Here is a 19392-nt window from a genome sequence, read left to right as displayed (position 1 = left end):
CGCGTCCTCGTGAGGTCACTCCGCATGACGCACCCTGGCCGCAACACCGCCCGAAGCGACCTCGCCGAAGCCGCTTGACATCCATAGGAGCATCCCCGGACGGGGCGTCACTCGTTCGGGGAAACCCATGGGGAAACGCGATACATCGCGTTATGGTGTGTGTCGTGCCACCCCCGCCCGCCGCTCGGCCCGTCCGCCCGGGGAAGAAAACCCCGGCAGAAAAAAGCACGCGAACCTAGGCTTTTCGGAGATTCCCCGACGATGTGGAGACTCATATGCCAGGCGCCATCCACGCCGAAGGTCTGGTGAAGACCTTCGGGGACGTCAGGGCGCTGGACGGCGTCGACCTCGAGGTTCCGGAGGGCACCGTCCTGGGCCTGCTCGGGCCGAACGGCGCGGGCAAGACCACCGCCGTCCGCTGCCTGACCACCCTGCTGCGACCCGACAGCGGCAGGGCGGTCGTCGCCGGCCTCGACGTGCTGAAGCAGCCCGACGCGGTACGCCGCTCCATCGGCCTGTCCGGCCAGTTCGCCGCCGTCGACGAGTACCTGACCGGCCGCGAGAACCTGCGGATGGTCGGACAGCTCTACCAGATGCGGGCGAAGGCGGCGAAGGCCCGCGCGGACGAACTGCTGGAGCAGTTCCACCTCACGGACGCGGCCGACCGCACCGCCAGGACCTACTCCGGGGGCATGCGCCGCCGGCTCGACCTCGCGGCGGCCCTGGTCGTCTCGCCGCCCGTGATGTTCATGGACGAGCCGACGACCGGCCTCGACCCGCGCAACCGGCAGCAGCTGTGGGAGGTGATCAGGCAGCTCGTCTCCGGGGGCACGACGCTGCTGCTCACCACCCAGTACCTGGAGGAGGCCGACCACCTCGCGCACGACATCGCCGTCGTCGACCAGGGCCGGGTCATCGCCCAGGGCACCTCCGACCAGCTCAAGGCCCGCACCGGCGGCGAGCGCGTCGAGGTCGTGGTGCACGACCGGGAGGACCTCCCGGCCGCCTCCGCCCTCCTGGGCAGGTACGGCCGGCGCGGTCCCGGCGAGGGCGACACCGCGGTCGAGGAGCACATGCGCAAGATCACCACACCGGTTTCCGGCGGGGCGAAGCTCCTGGCCGAGATCATCCGCGAGCTCGACGCCCGCGGCATCGAGATCGACGACGTCGGTCTGCGCCGCCCGACCCTCGACGACGTCTTCCTCTCCCTCACCGGACACGCCGCGCGGGCCGGGGGCCCGGACGAGGAGGGCGGCGGGCGCACCGGGCGCGACGACAGGGGGCCCGGGGGCCGGGAACACCGCCGCGGCGAGGAGGCCACGACATGAGCGCCGTCACCGACGCCGTGCGGATCACGCCGCCCGGCAACCCCGTCGTCCGGTCGGTCCGGGACTCCCTGGTCGTCGCCAGGCGCAATCTGATCCGCATGGTCCGGATCCCCGAAGTGGTCGTCTTCGGGCTCATCCAGCCGATCATGTTCGTGGTGCTGTTCTCCTACGTCTTCGGCGGCTCCATGGACATCGGCGGCAGCACGGACCCCGCCGTCTACCGCGAGTTCCTGATGGCGGGCATCTTCGCGCAGACCGTCACCTTCGCCACCGCCGGAGCCGGCGCGGGCATCGCCGAGGACATGCACAAGGGGCTCATCGACCGCTTCCGCTCCCTGCCCATGGCACGCGGCGCGGTGCTCACCGGCCGCACCCTCGCCGACCTGGTGCAGACGGCGCTCACCCTGCTCGTGCTCGCCGCGGTCGCCCTCCTCGTCGGCTGGCGCACCCACACCGGCGCCGGCGAAGTGCTCGGCGCGTTCGGGCTGCTGCTCCTGACCGGGTACGCGTTCACCTGGATCGGTGCGGTCATCGGCCTGTCGGTCCGCACCCCGGAGGCGGCCACCTCCGGCGGACTCGTCTGGCTCTTCCCGGTGACCTTCGTCTCGAACGCGTTCGTCGACTCCGGCAACATGACGCCCTGGCTGCGCCACATCGCCGACTGGAACCCGTTCAGCGCCACCGTCCAGGCCTGCCGCGAGCTCTTCGGCAACCCGGGGGTCTCCTCCTCGGACGCCTGGCCCATGCAGCACCCGGTGTGGGCCTCGCTGATCTACTCGGTTCTGATCATCGCGCTGTTCCGGACCCTCGCCGTGCGCAAGTACCGCTCGGCCGCGGCATGACGGGATCCCCGGCACCGCACGGGGTGCCGGGGGCGTTCCGGGGACCCGCGGGGCGGGTCAGTCCTTGTACGGCTCGGCCTTGAGGATCTTCACCGAGGCCTTCTTGCCGTTCGGCAGTTCGTACTCCGCCTCCTCGCCGACCTTGTGGCCGATCACGCCGGTGCCCAGCGGGGACTGCGGCGAGTAGGTCTCGATCTCCGAACTCGCGTACTCGCGCGAGGCGAGGAGGAAGGTCAGTGTGTCGTCCTCGTCGCCGTCGAAGGCGATCGTCACGACCATGCCGGGCGCCACCGTGCCGTCGGCCGCCAGCGGCTCGCCGACCTTGGCGTTCTCGAGGAGCTGGGTGAGCTGGCGCACTCGGAGCTCCTGCTTGCCCTGCTCCTCCTTGGCCGCGTGGTACCCGCCGTTCTCACGCAGGTCGCCCTCCTCGCGCGCGGCGGCGATCTTCGCGGCGATCTCCGTGCGCGCGGGACCAGTAAGGTACTCAAGCTCGTCCTTGAGCTTGTTGTACGCCTCCTGGGTCAGCCAGGTGACGTTCTCGCTGGTCTGGGTCACAGGTGCTCCTCGTAGGTACTGGGAATACAAAGCATCGCCCTCCCCGAAGGATGTTCCTCCACGGATGGGCGAAACCACGAGCCTAACAATTCCGTGCCCAAAGGGGGAGGACATAAGCCGCCGGACCCGCATCGGCGCAGGTCAGGAGCAATGTGTTCCTGGAGGCGTCAGTCCGCGTGGCAGCCGACGAGCTCGGCCGTCACGCCCGGGGCGGTCGTCCGGAGCGTGACGACCTCGACGATGCGCGTGGCGTCCCCGCCGAAGCGGAAGTCGGCGCGGCCCACCTCGGCGCGGTCCGCGGCCTGGGAGCGCACCGTGCAGTAGCCCTCCGTGCCCGCGTCCTTGTGCACCTCCAGCCGCACCTTCACCGTGTCCTCCGAGGGATCGAAGCTGATCACCTCGGCGCTGATCTCGTTCTTGACGACGTGGTGGTAGCCGAACCAGCCGAACAGCCCGAGCATCACCACGGCCAGCACGGCGCCGACGACCTTGAGCGTGCGGTCGGCGCGCTCGTCCGAGGACCGGCCGTAGCGGCCCTCGGGCAGCCGCGTGCTCGCCGTACTCATGATCGTCTCCTCGGCAGGAAGGGGGCCCGGTCCCATCGCGGGCGCGGATGCCGGAGCCCGGAATTATTCGTCCCCCGATTCGGTCACTATAGAAGCCTGCGACTGCGCCGCCGCACACAGGGCGCCTACCGACTTGAGGATTGAGTCTTGACTGACCAGCTGCGACTGATGGCCGTCCACGCCCACCCCGACGACGAGTCGAGCAAGGGCGCGGCCACCATGGCGAAGTACGTGTCCGAGGGGGTGGACGTGCTGGTGGTGACCTGCACGGGCGGGGAGCGCGGCTCCATCCTCAACCCGAAGCTGCAGGGCGACGCGTACATCGAGGAGAACATCCACGAGGTGCGCAGGAAGGAGATGGAGGAGGCCCGCGAGATCCTCGGCGTCAAGCAGGAGTGGCTCGGCTTCGTCGACTCCGGCCTGCCCGAGGGCGACCCGCTGCCGCCGCTGCCGGAGGGCTGCTTCGCCCTGGAGGACGTCGACAAGGCCGCCGGCGAGCTGGTGCGCCGGATCCGCGCCTTCCGCCCCCAGGTGATCACCACCTACGACGAGAACGGCGGCTACCCGCACCCCGACCACATCATGACCCACAAGATCACGATGGTGGCCTTCGAGGGCGCGGCGGACACCGCGAAGTACCCGGAGAGCGAGTACGGCCCGGCCCACCAGCCGCTGAAGCTGTACTACAACCAGGGCTTCAACCGTCCCCGCACCGAGGCGCTGCACCGGGCCATGCTGGACCGCGGCCTGGAGTCGCCCTACGGGGACTGGCTCAAGCGCTGGAACGAGTCCGAGCGCACGGAGCGCACGCTCACCACGCACATCCCGTGCGCCGACTTCTTCGAGGTCCGCGACAGGGCGCTGATCGCGCACGCCACGCAGATCGACCCCGACGGCGGCTGGTTCCGGGTGCCGATGGAGCTCCAGAAGGAGGTCTGGCCCACGGAGGAGTACGAGCTCGCCAAGTCCCTCGTCGCCACCTCCCTCCCCGAGGACGACCTCTTCGCGGGCATCCGGGACAATGCCTGACATGAGCGCAAGCCTGGCAGTCACCCACCTCCTCCCCCTCGCCAAGGAATTCGACGAGGACAAGGTCACCCCCGGTGTCCTCGGCTTCATCGTCTTCGCGGTGATGGCCCTGGCGGTCTGGGCCCTGATGAAGTCGATGAGCCGCCACATGGGCCGGGTCGACTTCCCCGAGTCCGAGGCTCCGGAGAACCGCTCCGGGGACGACACCGGGGCGGCCGCCTCCGGCGGGGGCGAGAAGAAGAACGGCTGACCCGCGGGGTCCCCACGGGGCCGGGTGCCGTGCTCGGTCCCGTGGGACGCCCTGCCCGGTCTTGTGGGACGCCCTGCCCCGGCGCCCCGTCCCGGTGCGTCCCCGTCCCGGGGCGTCCTACGCCGCGGGCCCGGCGGACGCCCCGGCACCTCCCGCGCGGAGCGGCCCGGGACCGTGCCCAGGTGCCAGGCCTGCCGGCCCGCCTCCGGGCTGACGCCCCGCTCCAGCAGCAGCCGGTAGGCCTCCACGCAGTCGTCCAGCTTCCCGTCGCGGAAGGCGCGCGCGGCCCGGCGCAGCCGGTCCGGCTCCTCCTGGGCCACCGCCGTGCCGACCTCCGTGCCGCCGGGGGCCGCGTACGGCAGGAGGGCGCCGCGCAGGTGCTCGGCCGCCGGCACCTCGCCCGTCCGCAGGCGCAGCCGGCCGAGCTGGAAGTGCGCCCAGGCCCGCCCGCGCGGTGCCCCGCCAGGGACCCGGTGAGCAGCTCCAGCGCCTCGGACAGCCGGGTACGGTCGCGCTCCACCGCCGCCGGCGCGTGCATCGTCCACGCGCGGTCGGCGGCCGGCCGGGGCGCGGACTGCAGCTCCAGGGCCTCCCGCAGCTTCGCCGACGCCTCCGCCGGACCGCCCTGGTGGTGCAGCGTGATCCCGGGGGAGGCCAGCGCCCGGGCCGCGCCCGCGTCGTGCTGCGTCTCCCGGTACGGGTCGACCACCGAGGACAGGGTCGCCCGGGCCTTGTCCGGCTCGCCCAGCTGACGCGCCGCGATGCCCGTGCGCCACTGCACCGAACGCACCAGCGGAACCTCGTCCACGGTCCGCGCCGGCTCGCCGATCTCCCCCGGGCCGATGACCGTCCCGCATGTCGCGTCCCCCTCCGACGGCAACTCCGTCGTCCACGAGTGTGCTTCGGACGGGGCGCCGGCGCGAGGGGCGCGATCACCGGTCGGCGGCCGGGTCGTCCTGCGACGATTCCCGGTGGGTCGGGCAGGATGGAGACATGCCGAACCGACTGGCCCATGAGACCTCCCCCTACCTGCTCCAGCACGCCGACAACCCCGTCGACTGGTGGCCCTGGTCGGCCGGGGCCTTCGAGGAGGCACGCGAGCGGAACGTGCCGGTCCTGCTGAGCGTCGGCTACGCGAGCTGCCACTGGTGCCACGTCATGGCGCACGAGTCCTTCGAGGACGAGGCGACCGCCGACTACCTGAACGAGCACTTCGTGAACGTCAAGGTGGACCGCGAGGAGCGGCCCGACGTGGACGCCGTCTACATGGAGGCCGTGCAGGCGGCGACCGGGCACGGCGGCTGGCCCATGACCGTGTTCCTCACGCCGGACGCCGAGCCCTTCTACTTCGGCACGTACTTCCCGCCCGAGCCCCGGCACGGCATGCCGTCCTTCCTGCAGGTGCTCCAGGGGGTCCGCCAGGCGTGGGAGGAACGGCGGGACGAGGTCACCGACGTGGCCGGGAAGATCACGCGGGACCTGGCCGGCCGGGAGATCTCCTACGGGGACGCCGAGCTGCCGGGCGAGCAGGAGCTGGCGCAGGCGCTGCTCGGGCTGACCCGGGAGTACGACCCGCAGCGCGGCGGATTCGGCGGGGCGCCGAAGTTCCCGCCGTCCATGGTGCTCGAGTTCCTGCTGCGGCACCACGCCCGCACCGGCGCCGAGGGCGCGCTGCAGATGGCGCGGGACACCTGCGAGCGGATGGCGCGCGGCGGGATCTACGACCAGCTCGGCGGCGGTTTCGCGCGGTACTCGGTCGACCGCGACTGGGTGGTGCCGCACTTCGAGAAGATGCTCTACGACAACGCGCTGCTGTGCCGGGTCTACGCCCACCTGTGGCGCGCCACCGGCTCGGAGCTCGCGCGCCGGGTGGCGCTGGAGACCGCCGACTTCATGCTCCGCGAGCTGCGCACGCCCGAGGGCGGGTTCGCCTCCGCGCTGGACGCCGACAGCGACGACGGGAGCGGCAGGCACGTCGAGGGCGCGTACTACGTGTGGACGCCCGGGCAGCTGCGCGAGGTGCTCGGGGAGGCGGACGCCGAGCTCGCCGCGCGGTACTTCGGGGTGACCGAGGAGGGCACCTTCGAGGAGGGCGCCTCGGTGCTGCGGCTGCCGCAGCGCGAGGAGGTGTTCGACGCCGCGCGGATCGACGGCGTCCGGGAGCGGCTGCTCGCGGCGCGCTCCGCCCGGCCCGCGCCCGGCCGGGACGACAAGGTCGTCGCCGCCTGGAACGGGCTCGCCGTCGCCGCGCTGGCCGAGACCGGGGCCTACTTCGACCGGCCGGACCTGGTCGAGGCCGCCGTCGCCGCGGGCGACCTGCTGGTGCGGGTGCACTTCGACGAGCACGCCCGGATCGCCCGCACCAGCAAGGACGGCCGGGCCGGCGCCAACGCCGGTGTGCTGGAGGACTACGCCGACGTCGCCGAGGGCTTCCTGGCGCTGGCGTCGGTGACCGGGGAGGGGGTGTGGCTGGAGTTCGCGGGGCTGCTGCTCGACCACGTGCTCGCCCGTTTCACCGACCCCGGCTCGGGCGCCCTGTACGACACCGCGGCCGACGCCGAGCGGCTCATCCGGCGTCCGCAGGACCCGACCGACAACGCCGTCCCGTCCGGCTGGAGCGCCGCCGCGGGCGCCCTGCTGAGCTATGCCGCCCACACCGGGTCCGAGCCCCACCGCACCGCCGCCGAGCGGGCGCTGGGCGTGGTGAAGGCGCTCGGGCCGCGGGTCCCGCGGTTCATCGGGTGGGGGCTCGCGGTCGCCGAGGCGGCGCTGGACGGGCCGCGGGAGATCGCGGTGGTCGGCCCGGCGCCGGACGACCCGGCCACCAGGACCCTGCACCGCACGGCGCTCCTGGGCACGGCGCCGGGGGCGGTGGTCGCCGTCGGGACGCCGGGCGGTGAGGAGTTCCCGCTGCTCGTCGACCGTCCGCTCGTCCGGGACGCGCCGGCCGCGTACGTCTGCCGCGGCTTCACCTGTGACGCGCCGACGACCGATCCGGACCGGCTGCGCGCGGCACTGGGCGGCTGAGGAGGCCGGGCGGACCGAACGGTTCCCCCGGTCCGCCCGCCCGGTTCCCCCGGTCCGCCCGCCCGGTTCCCCCGGTCCGCCCGGACCGGGCGGCACGGTCCGTCCGGCCTGCCCGGACGCGGTGCGCGCAAGGGCTCGATCCGGACAACTCCGTTCATTCGCAGCGCAGTTCCGCAACAAGTTCTTTATGGGAACCGCCTCCGCGCTTCACCTCTCCCCCCTAATCTCTGCACGGTGACCTGACGGACGTGGCGCGGTTCCGTGACGCACCGTCACGTCACGGGGGATTTCGGGATCTGGGGGGATCTGTTTGTTCACGTCCGTGTTCATCGCTGTCGTCTCGCTGGCCCTCTTCTGGATGGCCGCGTTCACCCTGTGGTGGCAGATGCACGCCTGGCGCACGCCGGAGGTGCTGGCCTCCACCCGGTTCAGCAGCCCGGACGGCGGCGAGCACCTGTCGTTCTCGCTGCTGCTGCCCGCCCGGCACGAACAGGCGGTGCTCGATCACACCGTCCGGCGGTTGCTGGAGTCGAACCACGCCGACTTCGAGATCATCGTGATCGTCGGCCACGACGACCCGGGGACCACCGCGGTCGCCGAGGCGGCGGCCGGCCGCGACCCCCGGGTGCGGGTGGTCGTCGACACCCACGAGAGGAAGAACAAGCCGAAGGCCATGAACACGGCGCTGCCGCACTGCCGCGGCGACGTCGTCGGGGTCTTCGACGCCGAGGACCAGGTCCACCCGGAACTGCTCGCCCACGTCGACCACGCCTTCCGCTCCACCGGTGCCGACGTGGTCCAGGGCGGGGTGCAGCTGATCAACTTCCACTCCAGCTGGTACAGCCTGCGCAACTGCCTGGAGTACTTCTTCTGGTTCCGCTCGCGGCTCCACCTGCACGCGCAGAAAGGATTCATTCCGCTCGGCGGCAACACCGTCTTCGTGCGCACCGCGGTCCTGCGGGAGGCCGGCGGCTGGGACCCCGACTGCCTCGCCGAGGACTGCGACCTGGGCGTCCGGCTCTCCAGCACGGGGAAGAAGGTCGTCGTCGCCTACGACTCCGACATGGTGACCCGGGAGGAGACCCCGGGCTCGCTGATGTCGCTGCTGAAGCAGCGCACCCGCTGGAACCAGGGCTTCCTCCAGGTGTACCGGAAGAAGGACTGGAGGCAGCTGCCCACGTTCGGGCAGCGGATGCTGGCCCGCTACACGCTGATGACGCCCTTCCTGCAGGCGTTCACCGGCCTGGTCATCCCGCTGAACGTGGCGATCGCGCTCTTCCTCGACGTGCCCGTCTCCATCGCCTTCCTCACCTTCCTCCCGGCCGTCACCGCCCTGGTCACCTTCGTCTTCGAAGTGGTCGGACTGCACGACTTCGGCCGGCAGTACGGACTGCGCGTCCGGTTCGTCCACTACCTCAAGCTCGTCGTGGGCGGCCCCTTCTACCAGGTGCTCCTCGCCGGCGCCGCGGTCCGCGCCGTCTGGCGCGAGCACCGCGGACGCAACGACTGGGAGCTGACCACGCATGTCGGCGCGCACATCGACGTGCCCGGCGTGACCCGAGAGGACGTCCCCGCGTGACCTCCACCCTTCCCGCGGAGACCGCCCCGCAGGTCCCCGCGCGGCGCCGGCCCGCGCCCACGGGCGCTCCGGCCGGCCGGACACGGCCGCCGGACCGGCTCCGCTCCTCCCGCTTTGACCTGCTCCTGTGCGGTGTCCTGCTGGCGGCGGTCCTCGTCGTCCAGGGCTGGAACATCGCCGACTACCCGGCCCTCAGCGACGACGAGGGCACCTACCTCGCCCAGGCCTGGGCCGTCCAGGAGGGCAGGGGCCTGGCCCACTACACCTACTGGTACGACCACCCGCCGCTCGGCTGGATCCAGCTCGCCGCGCTGACCTGGATACCGGCGGCGCTCAGCCCCGAGTCGATGACCGTCGGCACCATGCGCGTCGTGATGCTGCTGGTCAGCGGCGTCAGCGCGGTCCTCCTCTACGTCCTCGGACGCCGGCTCGCGCTGCCCCGCTGGGCCGCCGGGCTCGGCACGGTGCTCTTCGGGCTCTCCCCGCTGTCGGTGGTGCTCCAGCGGGAGATCTTCCTCGACAACCTCGCGGTGATGTGGACGCTGCTCGCCTTCACCCTCGCCGCCTCGCCCAGCCGCCACCTCTGGCACCACTTCGGCGCGGGCGCGGCCGCCGCCACCGCGGTCCTCACCAAGGAGACGATGCTCGTCGTCCTGCCCGCCCTGTTCGTCACCGCCTGGCGCCACAGTCACCGGGACACCCGCAAGTTCGCGCTGACCGGCGCCGTCACGGCGTGCGCGCTGATCGGGTTCTCCTACCCGCTGTTCGCCCTGCTGAAGGGCGAGCTGCTCCCCGGCAGCGGACACGTCTCCCTGTGGGGCGGGGTGGCGTACCAGATGACCCGGCCGGGCTCCGGTTTCCTCCTCGACGAGGGCTCCGGCTCCTGGGACGTGCTCCAGTCCTGGCTGTACTACGACCGCGTCCTGCCCCTCGGCGGCCTCGCGGGCGCGCTGCTGCTGCTCGCCACCCGGCGCCGGTCGGTCACCGCCCGGGCGCTCGCCGGACCGGCCCTCGCGGTCGCGGTCCTGGCCGCGCTGGCCCTGCGCCCGGACGGCTACCTGCCCGCGATGTACGTCATCCAGGCGCTGCCCTTCCTCGCCCTGGTCCTCGCCGGGGGCACCGCCGCCGTCGCCCACGCCGTCCTGCGCCGGTGGCGCTCCGCGACCGAGGGGCGAGCGGTGACCCGCGCCCGGTACGCCCTCGCCGGCGCCCTCGCCCTCGCGGCCTGCCTCCACGTCGTACCGCGCTGGTACGACGGTGCCCGCACCGCCGTCACCACCGACGCCAACGCCCCCTACGAGGCCGCCTCGGCGTGGATGGCCACCGAGGTGGCGAACCCGGCGCGGACCCGGGTGCTGGTCGACGACGCGATGTGGCTGGACCTGGTGCACGCCGGGTACCGGCCCGGGCTCGGCGTCATCTGGTTCTACAAGGCCGACCTCGACCCCGCGGTGTCCGAGACCATGCCGAACGGCTGGCGGGACATCGACTACGTGGTCGTCTCGCCGACGGTACGGCGCGACGCGAAGGACCTGCCCCGTGTCCGGCAGGCCATCGAGCACTCGGAACCGGTCGCCGTGTTCGGCGCCGGTGAGGACCGTGTCGAGATCCGTCAGGTCGAGACCGCCGGAGGCACCCGATGAACCAGGAGTCCACGGTCCCCGGCGAGCTGGGCGACCCGGCGCTCGAACCGGTGGAGGTACCGGAACCCGGTGCCGTCACCATCGTCGTCCCCACCTTCAACGAGTCGGCGAACGTACGGCGGTTGCTGCACCAGATCACCGAGTCGGTGCCCGCCCGGCTGCCCTGCGAGGTCGTCTTCGTCGACGACTCCACCGACGACACCCCCGACGTCATCCGGGAGGCGGCGAAGGACTGCCCCTTCCCGGTCACCGTCCTGCACCGGGAGGAGGCGGTCGGCGGGCTCGGCGGCGCGGTCGTCGAGGGCGTCAAGGCCGCCTCGTCGGACTGGGTCGTCGTCATGGACGGGGACTGCCAGCACCCCCCGTCCCTGGTGCCGGAGCTGGTGGCGGCGGGGGCGCGGGCGAACGCCGGGCTCGTCGTCGCCTCCCGGTACGCCGAGGGCGGCAGCCGCGCGGGACTCGCCGGCGGCTACCGGGTGGCCGTCTCGCGCGGGGCGACCTGGCTGACCAAGGCCCTCTTCCCGCGCCGGCTGCACGGCATCAGCGACCCGATGAGCGGCTTCTTCGCGATCCGCCGCGGCGCCGTCGCCGCCGACGTCCTCAGGCCTCTCGGCTACAAGATCCTCCTCGAGCTCGCCGTCCGCAGCCGCCCCCGCACGGTCGCCGAGGTGCCGTTCGTCTTCCGGGACCGGTTCGCCGGGGAGTCCAAGTCGACCGCCCGGGAGGGGCGGCGGTTCCTGCGGCACCTCGCCGGGCTGCGCACCGAGTCCCCCCTCGCCCGCATGGTCGTCTTCGGACTGATCGGGCTGACCGGCTTCGTCCCCAACCTGGCCGCGCTGTGGGCGCTGACCGGGGCGGGCCTGCACTACCTGCCCGCCGAGATCGTCGCCAACCAGTTCGGCGTGGCCTGGAACTTCCTGCTGATCGAGCAGCTGCTGTTCCGCGAGCGGCGGCGGCACCGGCACTGGGCCGACCGCACCGCGCGGTTCACGCTGCTCGCCAACGCCGACCTGGTGCTGCGCCTGCCCCTGATCGCGCTGCTGGTCACCCGGTTCGGCATGGCGGCGCTGCCCGCCACCGCGCTGGCGCTCGTGATCACCTTCGTCCTGCGCTTCGCGGGGACCGAAGCGCTGGTGTACCTCCCGAGCCGGGCCCGCAAGGCAAGGAGCACCGCATGAGAACACCCGGAAACCCGCCGGCGTCCGGACGCACCACGGCCCTGCTGGCCGTCGGCGCCCTCACCGCCGGCCTCCTCCTGACCGCCCCGCAACCCGCCTCCGCCGCCGGCCTCGTCAAGAACCCGGGCTTCGAGACCGCCGGCAGCGGTGACATGCCGCACTGCTGGCAGAAGTCCGGCTGGGGCGACAACGACTTCGCCTTCACCACCACCGCCGACGCGCACACCGGCGACAAGGCGATGAAGGTCGAGCTGACCCGCCGCACCGACGGCGACCGCAAGGCCCTGATCGCCGAGTCCGCCGACTGCGCGCCCGCGGTCACGCCGGGCAAGCAGTACGACCTGGGACTCTGGTACAAGACGACCACCCCGGACGCGTCCATCACCCTGTTCCGGCACGACACCACGGCCGGCTGGCAGTACTGGACCGACCTCAAGACCCTCGACATGCGGGCGGCGTGGACCGAGGCCACCGTCCGCACCCCCGAGGTGCCGGCCGGCACCGACCGCATCTCCTGGGGCGTCTCCGTCTACGGCACCGGCTCCGCCACCACCGACGACCACACCATGGAGCAGGTCGCCGAACCGGTCCCGGAACCCGGCTGCACGGGCACCGCGCGGGAGTGCGCCGACGGCAGCTGGGAGGTCCTGGCCACCCGGAACCCGGTCCGCTCCATGCACTCCGTGGTCCTCCACAACGGCAAGGTGCTGCTGATCGCCGGCTCCGGCAACGACCCGGAGCTGTTCGAGGCGGGCACCTTCACCAGCGCCGTCTACGACCCGCAGAACGGCAGCTACGAGGTCGTCCCGACCCCGGACGACATGTTCTGCGCCGGGCACGTCCAGCTCGGGGACGGCCGGGTGCTGGTGATGAGCGGCAACAAGGGCTACCCGTCCGACGACGGCCGCCTCGGCTACCAGGGCTACAAGGACTCGTACGTCTTCGACCCGGAGACCGAGACCTACACGAGGACCAACGACATGAACGACGGCCACTGGTACCCGTCGGCGACGATCCTCGGCAACGGTGACGTGATCAGCTTCGGCGGCCTGCGCGAGGACTCCACCGGTTCGGTCACGGCCGAGCTGTGGTCGGACGCCGAGCAGCGGTGGCTGCCCACCTGGAGGGTCAACCAGACCTGGTCCTACTGGGGCCTGTACCCGTCGATGATCCTGATGCAGGACGGCCGCCTCTTCTACTCCGGCAGCCACGTCTTCGGCGACAACATCCCCGGCACCGGCTCCGCGATCTACGACTACGGCGCCAACACCGTCACCCAGGTCCCGGGCCTGCGGAACAAGGACGAGCGGGACCAGTCGGCGAGCGTGCTGCTGCCCCCGGCGCAGGACCAGAGGGTCCTCACCCTCGGCGGCGGCAACATCGACACCAACCCGGAAGCCCACCGGCTGACCGACATCATCGACCTCAAGCGGCCGGACCCCGCCTACGTCGCCGGCCCGCCGATCCCGCAGGGCACCGTCGACCACGGTGACGGCCCGGTTCCGCAGACCGGCGACCAGGGCAAGATGTACGTCTCCGCCGTCCTGCTGCCCGACGGCAAGGTGCTGGAGACCGGCGGGGCGCTGCACAACCGCGCCGATCCGGTGTTCGAGACGTCGGTCTTCGACCCGGCCACGGAAACGTTCGACCCGGTGGCCGTCGACCCCGAGGCGCGCGGCTACCACTCCTCGGCGTTCCTGCTGCCCGACGGCCGGGTGATGGCCACCGGGGACAACCCGGGCGACGGCTCCTGGAACCACGACGTGTCGGTCTACAGCCCGCCGTACCTCTTCAAGGGGGAGCGTCCGAGGATCACCTCGGTGACCGACACCGAGTGGACGTACGGCGACACCCAGCGGATCACCGTCGACCGCCCCATCGCCAAGGCCGAGCTGATCCGTCCGGCCGCCGTCACCCACTCCTCCGACCCCAACCAGCGGTTCGTGGACCTGCCGCTGTCCGTCGACCCGGACGCCGGCGGGGCCGTCGACCTGAACGTGACGAGCAACCCCGACCTGGCCCCGCCCGGCTGGTACATGCTCTTCGCGGTCGACGCCGCCGGGATCCCCTCGGTGGCGCGGTGGGTGCACCTGCGGGGACCGGAGGCACTGACCGCCGGGGATCCCTCCGCCCACGTCCACGGCTTCGCCGGGGCCCCGGCGGGCCGGGTGACGGGACCCGGCGGGAAGCGCGCCGCACAGCCGGTCGCCCCGACGGTCTCCGGCTGCGACCGCCACTACGGCTCCGCCGGCGTCTGCGTCCCGACCGCCTTCCCGGCGGAGGTGGAGCCGACGACGGCCGCCCGCTGCGCCTGGCTGGAGGAGCACGACCACGGCCCGCTGAGGGTCAACGGCGGGGACGACCCGCTGGGGCTGGACCGGAACCGCGACGGCACCGCCTGCGGCAGGGGCGACGTCACGCGCCGCTGAGGGCCGCCGCGCCCGTGACGGGCACGGCCGGCCGCTCCACCACCGGACGGCGGCCGGCGACGGGGTGCCGGGCACGGCACCGGCCCGCCGTGCCCGCGCGGCACGGCGGGCCGGCCGGGGCGCTCAGCTCTCCCGAGCCCCCCGGCCCAGGGCGCGCTCCACGATCGCCTCGAGCTGCTCGTGGTGCGCGCCCCGCCAGTAGGCGCGCCCGCACTCGGTGCACCGCGCGAACACGTCGTACGTGCGGTGGGTGCCGTCCTTCAGCTGGTCGGCGACCTCCTCCTTGGTGGCGTCGCGCAGCAGGCCGTTGCAGGCGGTGCAGCGGGTCCAGGGACGCAGCTCGGGCCGGAACCGGTCGAGCACGTACGGGAGTTGCTCGTCGGGCCGGGTGCTGTAGACGAACGCGCCGGCCCACAGCTCACGGCGGCGCAGCAGTCCGCGGTCGCGGCTGAGCATGACCCGCTTCTCGGCCGCCGACCGGGCGGCCAGCGCCGGGTCGCCGATGTCCGTCGCCTCGTAGGCGGTGTCCACACCCAGCAGCCGCAGCCGGCGGGCGAGGGTGCCCAGGTGCACGTCGAGCAGGAACCGCAGCGGCGCCCCCGGCACCCGCTGGGGACGGTCGACGGTGCGCACGGTCACCGACTCGCCGGCGGCCGGGACGTGCGACGCCGGCACCTCGCGGCCGTCCACGAGCAGCGCGCCGACCTCGGTCAGCGGGACACCGAGGGACTCGATGACGTGACCGAGGCTGGAGACGCCGTCGGTGGCGGTCTTCAGGGTGCCCGCGGGCCGGGCCTGGGGGACGAAGAGAAGCAGCTCGGGGGCGAACTCGACGTGGATCTCGGGACCGTTCACCCGGTCAAGGATGGCACGGGGCCGCGCACCCGGCGCGTGCTTTTCGGCGCCCGCCCCGGGGAACGCGTCCGCGCCCTCAGCGGCGGGGGAGGTTCTCGAAGGCGGCCAGGGCGCGGTCGGTCAGCGCCGGCAGGTCCTCCCGGCAGTCGCCCTCGACCCAGTAGATCATCGTCTCCAGCAGGGCGCCCATCAGCGCCATGGCGTAGACCCGCACCTCGAGGTCGTCCTCCTGGCGCCCGGTGCGCTCGGCGAGGGCCCGGCACAGCAGGCGGCCCGTGACGGACAGGCCCTCCATCAGCCGCGAGCGCACCTGGGGGACCTCGACCGTCATCCGGGCCCGCAGGACCGTCTCCTCCCGCTCGTGGGCGGGGGCGTCGGTGAGCGCCCGCTCCGTCGCCCCGCGGATCGCCCGGCGCAGCGACTCCAGCACCGGTTCACCGGCCGGGCGCTCCCGCAGCAGCTCCTCCAGGAGGGGGCCGTACCCGTCCGTCAGGACGATGTCCTCCTTGGCGGGGAAGTAGCGGAAGACGGTGCTCGGCGAGACCTCGGCGCGGTCCGCGATCTGCTCGACGGTGGTGGCGTCGTACCCCTGCTCCCTGATCAGCGCGTAGGCGGCCTCCCTGATCGCCCTGCGGGTCCTGCGCTTCTTCCGCTCGCGCAGACCCAGGTGGTGGTCCGCGTCGGGGACGGGGGTTCGTGCCGTGGTCATGCGGTCATTGTCCGTCATCCCCCGTCGGCCGGACCACGGCCGGAAAGGATTCCGTTTCCGGTCCGGGGCGGTCCGGGGCGGTCCGGGGCGGACCGGGGCGGACCGGGCGGCGGGGCCGCGGCCGGTCCGGGGCCGGCCATCGCGCGGGGCGCGGAAGGCGGGCGTGGGAAAGGGCCGCGGCGTCGGCGCCGCGGCCCGGATGCCGGTGGGACGGGTGCCTACGCGTGCTGGTAGGCCACCAGGGAGATGCCGATGTAGTGCGCGATGAAGGCGGCCAGGGTGAAGGAGTGGAAGACCTCGTGGAAGCCGAACCAGCGCGGTGACGGGTCGGGCTTCTTGAGGCCGTAGACGATCCCGCCCACGCTGTAGAGCACGCCGCCCACGACCACCAGGACGAGCACGGCGACGCCGCCGGTGCGCAGGAAGTCCGGGAGGTAGAAGACGGCCGCCCAGCCCATCGCGATGTAGCAGGGCGTGTAGAGCCAGCGCGGGGCGCCGACCCAGAAGACCCGGAAGGCGATCCCGGCGGCCGCCGCCGCCCAGATGCCCCAGAGCAGCCACCGCCCTTTGGAGCCCGGCAGCAGCAGGATGGTCAGCGGCGTGTAGGTGCCCGCGATGATCAGGAAGATGTTGGCGTGGTCGAGCCGGCGCAGTACCCCGTCCATCCGGGGGCTCCAGTCGCCCCGGTGGTACAGCGCGCTCACGCCGAACAGCAGGCAGGCGGTCAGGGCGTAGACCCCGCAGGCGAGACGGCCCCGGGGGGAGTCGGCGAAGGCGGTCAGCACCAGTCCGGCCACCAGGGCGGCGGGGAACATGCCGAGGTGCAGCCAGCCGCGGAGCTTGGGTTTGACCGGGTGGGGCAGGGAGGTCACCACCGGACCGCGGCCGTCGGCCGGCGGGTCCGTGGGCGCGTCGGGGGCGAACGCAGTCATGTCCGCATCGTACCTACGGGACCGTAAGTTACGGATCGGGGTGCTGCGTTGGAGGGACGAAGTGGTCATCGTCTCATCGCCGCTCCACGAAATCGTCACGCAAAGAAACAGTCAGGTCAACCCAACGTGAACGTAAAACGGCAGGAAGACCGTGGTCATCGTCACGTCGCTCACCTGTGCGCTCCTCTGGACAGATGGGCGCGGACATCGGATGATCAAATGAGTGCGGTCGGCACCGGATGAGCGCCGAAGATCCCACCGGGAAGCATCCGGGTCGCAGCCCCCACGGGGCCTCCCAACAAAAAACCCTCATTTAGGAGCAATCGTGGCGCGCGACATCGCGGCTCCCAGCGTCCCCACCACCCACCAGGGACTGATCTCCTGGGTCAACGAGATCGCAGACCTGACGCAGCCGGACGACGTGGTCTGGTGCGACGGCTCAGAGGCCGAGTACGAGCGCCTGTGCGAGGAGCTCGTCGCCAAGGGCACCTTCCGGAAGCTCGATCCGGTCAAGCGCCCCCACTCCTACTACGCGGCCTCCGACCCGACCGACGTCGCCCGCGTCGAGGACCGGACCTTCATATGCTCCGAGAAGGAGGAGGACGCCGGCCCCACCAACCACTGGAAGGCCCCCGCCGAGATGCGGGAGATCTTCCAGGGCGAGAAGGGCCTGTTCCGCGGCTCCATGCGCGGCCGCACCATGTACGTCGTGCCCTTCTGCATGGGCCCCCTCGGCTCGCCGCTGTCCGCCCTCGGCGTCGAGATCACCGACTCCGCGTACGTCGCCGTCTCCATGCGCACCATGACCCGCATGGGACAGCCGGTCCTCGACGAGCTCGGCTCCGACGGCTTCTTCGTCAAGGCCGTGCACTCCCTCGGCGCCCCGCTGGAGCCCGGCCAGGAGGACGTTCCCTGGCCCTGCAACAGCACCAAGTACATCTCGCACTTCCCCGAGGACCGCGAGATCTGGTCCTACGGCTCCGGCTACGGCGGCAACGCCCTGCTCGGCAAGAAGTGCTACGCCCTGCGCATCGCCTCCGTCATGGCCCGCGACGAGGGCTGGCTCGCCGAGCACATGCTGATCCTGAAGCTCACCCCGCCGCGCGGCGAGTCCAAGTACGTCGCCGCCGCCTTCCCGAGCGCCTGCGGCAAGACCAACCTCGCCATGCTGGAGCCGACCGTCCCCGGCTGGACGGTCGAGACCATCGGCGACGACATCGCCTGGATGCGCTTCGGCGAGGACGGCCGCCTCTACGCCATCAACCCCGAGGCCGGCTTCTTCGGCGTCGCGCCCGGCACCGGCGAGCACACCAACGCCAACGCCATGAAGACCCTGTGGGGCAACTCCGTCTTCACCAACGTGGCGCTCACCGACGACGGCGACGTCTGGTGGGAGGGCATGACCGAGGAACCCCCGGCCCACCTCACCGACTGGAAGGGCAACGACTGGACGCCGGAGTCCGGGACCCCGGCCGCCCACCCCAACGCCCGCTTCACCGTCCCCGCCTCGCAGTGCCCGATCATCGCGCCCGAGTGGGAGGACCCCAAGGGCGTGCCGATCTCCGCGATCCTCTTCGGCGGACGCCGCGCCAGCGCCGTACCGCTGGTGACGGAGTCCTTCGACTGGAACCACGGCGTCTTCCTCGGCGCCAACGTGGCCTCCGAGAAGACCGCCGCCGCCGAGGGCAAGGTCGGCGAGCTGCGCCGCGACCCGTTCGCCATGCTGCCGTTCTGCGGCTACAACATGGGCGACTACATGGCCCACTGGATCGACGTGGCCAAGGACAAGGACCAGTCCAAGCTGCCGAGGATCTACTACGTCAACTGGTTCCGCAAGAACGACGCGGGCGAGTTCGTCTGGCCCGGCTTCGGCGAGAACAGCCGCGTCCTGAAGTGGATCGTGGAACGCCTGGAGGGGAAGGCGGAGGGCGTCGAGACCCCGATCGGCGTCCTGCCGACCAAGGAGGCGCTGGACACCGAGGGCCTCGACCTGGCCGACGCCGACCTGGAGTTCCTGCTCACCGTCGACAAGGACGTGTGGCGCGAGGAGGCCGCGCTGGTCCCCGAGCACCTCGACACCTTCGGCGACCACACGCCCAAGGAACTGTGGGACCAGTACCACGCGCTGGTGGAGCGCCTGGGCTGAACCGCCCGGCACCCAGACTCCGCGGCCGGCTCGAGGATGCCCTGACCAGCGATCGTCACGGCCGGCCGCGGGACACACCGGCGGGGCCCCGCACAACGGCGTGCGGGGGTACCGGGTCCGCCGCCGTCCTCCGTCCGCCCCGACGGGGGAACGCGGCGGCGGGCCCGAGCCCGCCCCCTTCGGCACGGCCCGCCCCGCGGGCTCACGAACGTGCCGGAACGGGTGAGGGGTCCGACCGGCGGGACACGATCGGTGCGGGCGCTCTGCCCGCGTGGGGGGGGCCTAGGCTTCTCCTGACTCTTGGTGTAGGGGAGGTGACCGGGA

Annotated in this window: 15 protein-coding genes and 1 pseudogene; 10 read left to right on the top strand and 6 right to left on the bottom strand. The window is 72.3% G+C overall.

Annotated elements, in window-relative coordinates; all coding sequences use genetic code 11:
* Positions 1–275: 275 nt before the first annotated feature.
* On the top strand, positions 276–1328 hold the full coding sequence (locus tag ACZ56B_RS22215; RefSeq protein WP_468793231.1) for an ATP-binding cassette domain-containing protein: 1053 nt from the start codon (positions 276–278) through the stop codon (positions 1326–1328).
* Positions 1325–2170, top strand: coding sequence for an ABC transporter permease (locus ACZ56B_RS22210; protein WP_468793229.1), 846 nt, complete (start codon positions 1325–1327; stop codon positions 2168–2170). The genes ACZ56B_RS22215 and ACZ56B_RS22210 overlap by 4 nt, the downstream gene beginning before the upstream one ends.
* Positions 2171–2227: 57 nt before the next feature.
* Here ACZ56B_RS22210 and greA read toward each other — a convergent pair whose 3' ends face one another.
* A complete protein-coding gene (gene greA / locus ACZ56B_RS22205; protein ID WP_468793226.1) occupies positions 2228–2725 on the bottom strand; it encodes a transcription elongation factor GreA in 498 nt (165 codons plus the stop codon).
* A 167-nt stretch (positions 2726–2892) separates the two neighbouring features.
* Positions 2893–3291 (bottom strand): DUF4307 domain-containing protein, encoded by a 399-nt coding sequence (locus ACZ56B_RS22200; RefSeq protein WP_468793222.1) that lies wholly within the window; start codon positions 3289–3291, stop codon positions 2893–2895.
* 168 nt (positions 3292–3459) lie between these two features.
* On the opposite strand from ACZ56B_RS22200, the gene mca reads away from it, so the two are divergent.
* Both mca and ACZ56B_RS22190 read left to right on the top strand, forming a co-directional pair.
* Positions 3460–4320, top strand: a complete 861-nt coding sequence (gene mca, locus ACZ56B_RS22195; protein WP_468793242.1) for a mycothiol conjugate amidase Mca — start codon at positions 3460–3462, stop codon at positions 4318–4320.
* Positions 4313–4570, top strand: a complete 258-nt coding sequence (locus tag ACZ56B_RS22190) for a hypothetical protein (RefSeq protein ID WP_468793220.1) — start codon at positions 4313–4315, stop codon at positions 4568–4570. The genes mca and ACZ56B_RS22190 overlap by 8 nt, the downstream gene beginning before the upstream one ends.
* A 134-nt stretch (positions 4571–4704) precedes the next feature.
* Here ACZ56B_RS22190 and ACZ56B_RS22185 read toward each other — a convergent pair.
* Positions 4705–5405, bottom strand: a pseudogene (locus tag ACZ56B_RS22185) (hypothetical protein); the annotation flags it as partial.
* A 158-nt stretch (positions 5406–5563) separates the two neighbouring features.
* Between ACZ56B_RS22185 and ACZ56B_RS22180 the strand changes: the two are divergent.
* The 5 genes from ACZ56B_RS22180 to ACZ56B_RS22160 all read left to right on the top strand — a co-directional run bounded on the left by ACZ56B_RS22180 (position 5564) and on the right by ACZ56B_RS22160 (position 14426).
* A complete protein-coding gene (locus tag ACZ56B_RS22180; RefSeq protein ID WP_468793217.1) occupies positions 5564–7597 on the top strand; it encodes a thioredoxin domain-containing protein in 2034 nt (677 codons plus the stop codon).
* A 310-nt stretch (positions 7598–7907) separates the two neighbouring features.
* Positions 7908–9176: a glycosyltransferase gene (locus ACZ56B_RS22175; RefSeq protein WP_468793214.1), complete on the top strand. Its 1269-nt coding sequence runs from the start codon at positions 7908–7910 to the stop codon at positions 9174–9176.
* Entirely contained in the window at positions 9173–10819 is a 1647-nt protein-coding gene (locus ACZ56B_RS22170) for a glycosyltransferase family 39 protein (protein WP_468793211.1), read from the top strand. Before ACZ56B_RS22175 ends, ACZ56B_RS22170 begins: the two co-directional genes overlap by 4 nt.
* Positions 10816–11997 (top strand): glycosyltransferase, encoded by a 1182-nt coding sequence (locus ACZ56B_RS22165; RefSeq protein ID WP_468793208.1) that lies wholly within the window; start codon positions 10816–10818, stop codon positions 11995–11997. The genes ACZ56B_RS22170 and ACZ56B_RS22165 overlap by 4 nt, the downstream gene beginning before the upstream one ends.
* The gene (locus ACZ56B_RS22160; protein WP_468793206.1) at positions 11994–14426 is read left to right on the top strand and encodes a galactose oxidase-like domain-containing protein; all 2433 of its coding nucleotides are present in this window, start codon (positions 11994–11996) and stop codon (positions 14424–14426) included. The genes ACZ56B_RS22165 and ACZ56B_RS22160 overlap by 4 nt, the downstream gene beginning before the upstream one ends.
* A gap of 123 nt (positions 14427–14549) precedes the next feature.
* Here ACZ56B_RS22160 and ACZ56B_RS22155 read toward each other — a convergent pair whose 3' ends face one another.
* The 3 genes from ACZ56B_RS22155 to trhA form a co-directional block, all read right to left on the bottom strand.
* On the bottom strand, positions 14550–15281 hold the full coding sequence (locus ACZ56B_RS22155) for a Mut7-C RNAse domain-containing protein (protein ID WP_468793203.1): 732 nt from the start codon (positions 15279–15281) through the stop codon (positions 14550–14552).
* A gap of 76 nt (positions 15282–15357) precedes the next feature.
* Entirely contained in the window at positions 15358–15990 is a 633-nt protein-coding gene (locus ACZ56B_RS22150; protein ID WP_468793201.1) for a TetR/AcrR family transcriptional regulator, read from the bottom strand.
* Positions 15991–16208: 218 nt separating this feature from the next.
* Positions 16209–16922, bottom strand: a complete 714-nt coding sequence (gene trhA / locus ACZ56B_RS22145; RefSeq protein ID WP_468793198.1) for a PAQR family membrane homeostasis protein TrhA — start codon at positions 16920–16922, stop codon at positions 16209–16211.
* Between the two features lie 325 nt (positions 16923–17247).
* Between trhA and ACZ56B_RS22140 the strand changes: the two genes are divergently transcribed.
* Entirely contained in the window at positions 17248–19068 is a 1821-nt protein-coding gene (locus tag ACZ56B_RS22140) for a phosphoenolpyruvate carboxykinase (GTP) (protein ID WP_468793195.1), read from the top strand.
* The last annotated feature ends 324 nt before the right edge of the window (positions 19069–19392 follow it).

It is taken from the genome of Streptomyces sp. NPDC034670 (assembly GCF_055574875.1).
Note: the sequence above shows the minus strand (reverse complement) of the source record. Positions and strands in the feature narration are given on the sequence as shown.

Excerpts from the sequence above, each read along its gene's own strand:
- ACZ56B_RS22215 (WP_468793231.1), top strand. The coding sequence starts at position 276 with ATGCCAGGCGCCATCCACGCCGAAGGTCTGGTGAAGACCTTCGGGGAC.
- ACZ56B_RS22210 (WP_468793229.1), top strand. The coding sequence starts at position 1,325 with ATGAGCGCCGTCACCGACGCCGTGCGGATCACGCCGCCCGGCAACCCC.
- ACZ56B_RS22200 (WP_468793222.1), bottom strand. The coding sequence starts at position 3,291 with ATGAGTACGGCGAGCACGCGGCTGCCCGAGGGCCGCTACGGCCGGTCC.
- mca (WP_468793242.1), top strand. The coding sequence starts at position 3,460 with ATGGCCGTCCACGCCCACCCCGACGACGAGTCGAGCAAGGGCGCGGCC.
- ACZ56B_RS22190 (WP_468793220.1), top strand. The coding sequence starts at position 4,313 with ATGCCTGACATGAGCGCAAGCCTGGCAGTCACCCACCTCCTCCCCCTC.
- ACZ56B_RS22180 (WP_468793217.1), top strand. The coding sequence starts at position 5,564 with ATGCCGAACCGACTGGCCCATGAGACCTCCCCCTACCTGCTCCAGCAC.
- ACZ56B_RS22165 (WP_468793208.1), top strand. The coding sequence starts at position 10,816 with ATGAACCAGGAGTCCACGGTCCCCGGCGAGCTGGGCGACCCGGCGCTC.
- ACZ56B_RS22160 (WP_468793206.1), top strand. The coding sequence starts at position 11,994 with ATGAGAACACCCGGAAACCCGCCGGCGTCCGGACGCACCACGGCCCTG.
- ACZ56B_RS22150 (WP_468793201.1), bottom strand. The coding sequence starts at position 15,990 with ATGACCACGGCACGAACCCCCGTCCCCGACGCGGACCACCACCTGGGT.
- trhA (WP_468793198.1), bottom strand. The coding sequence starts at position 16,922 with ATGACTGCGTTCGCCCCCGACGCGCCCACGGACCCGCCGGCCGACGGC.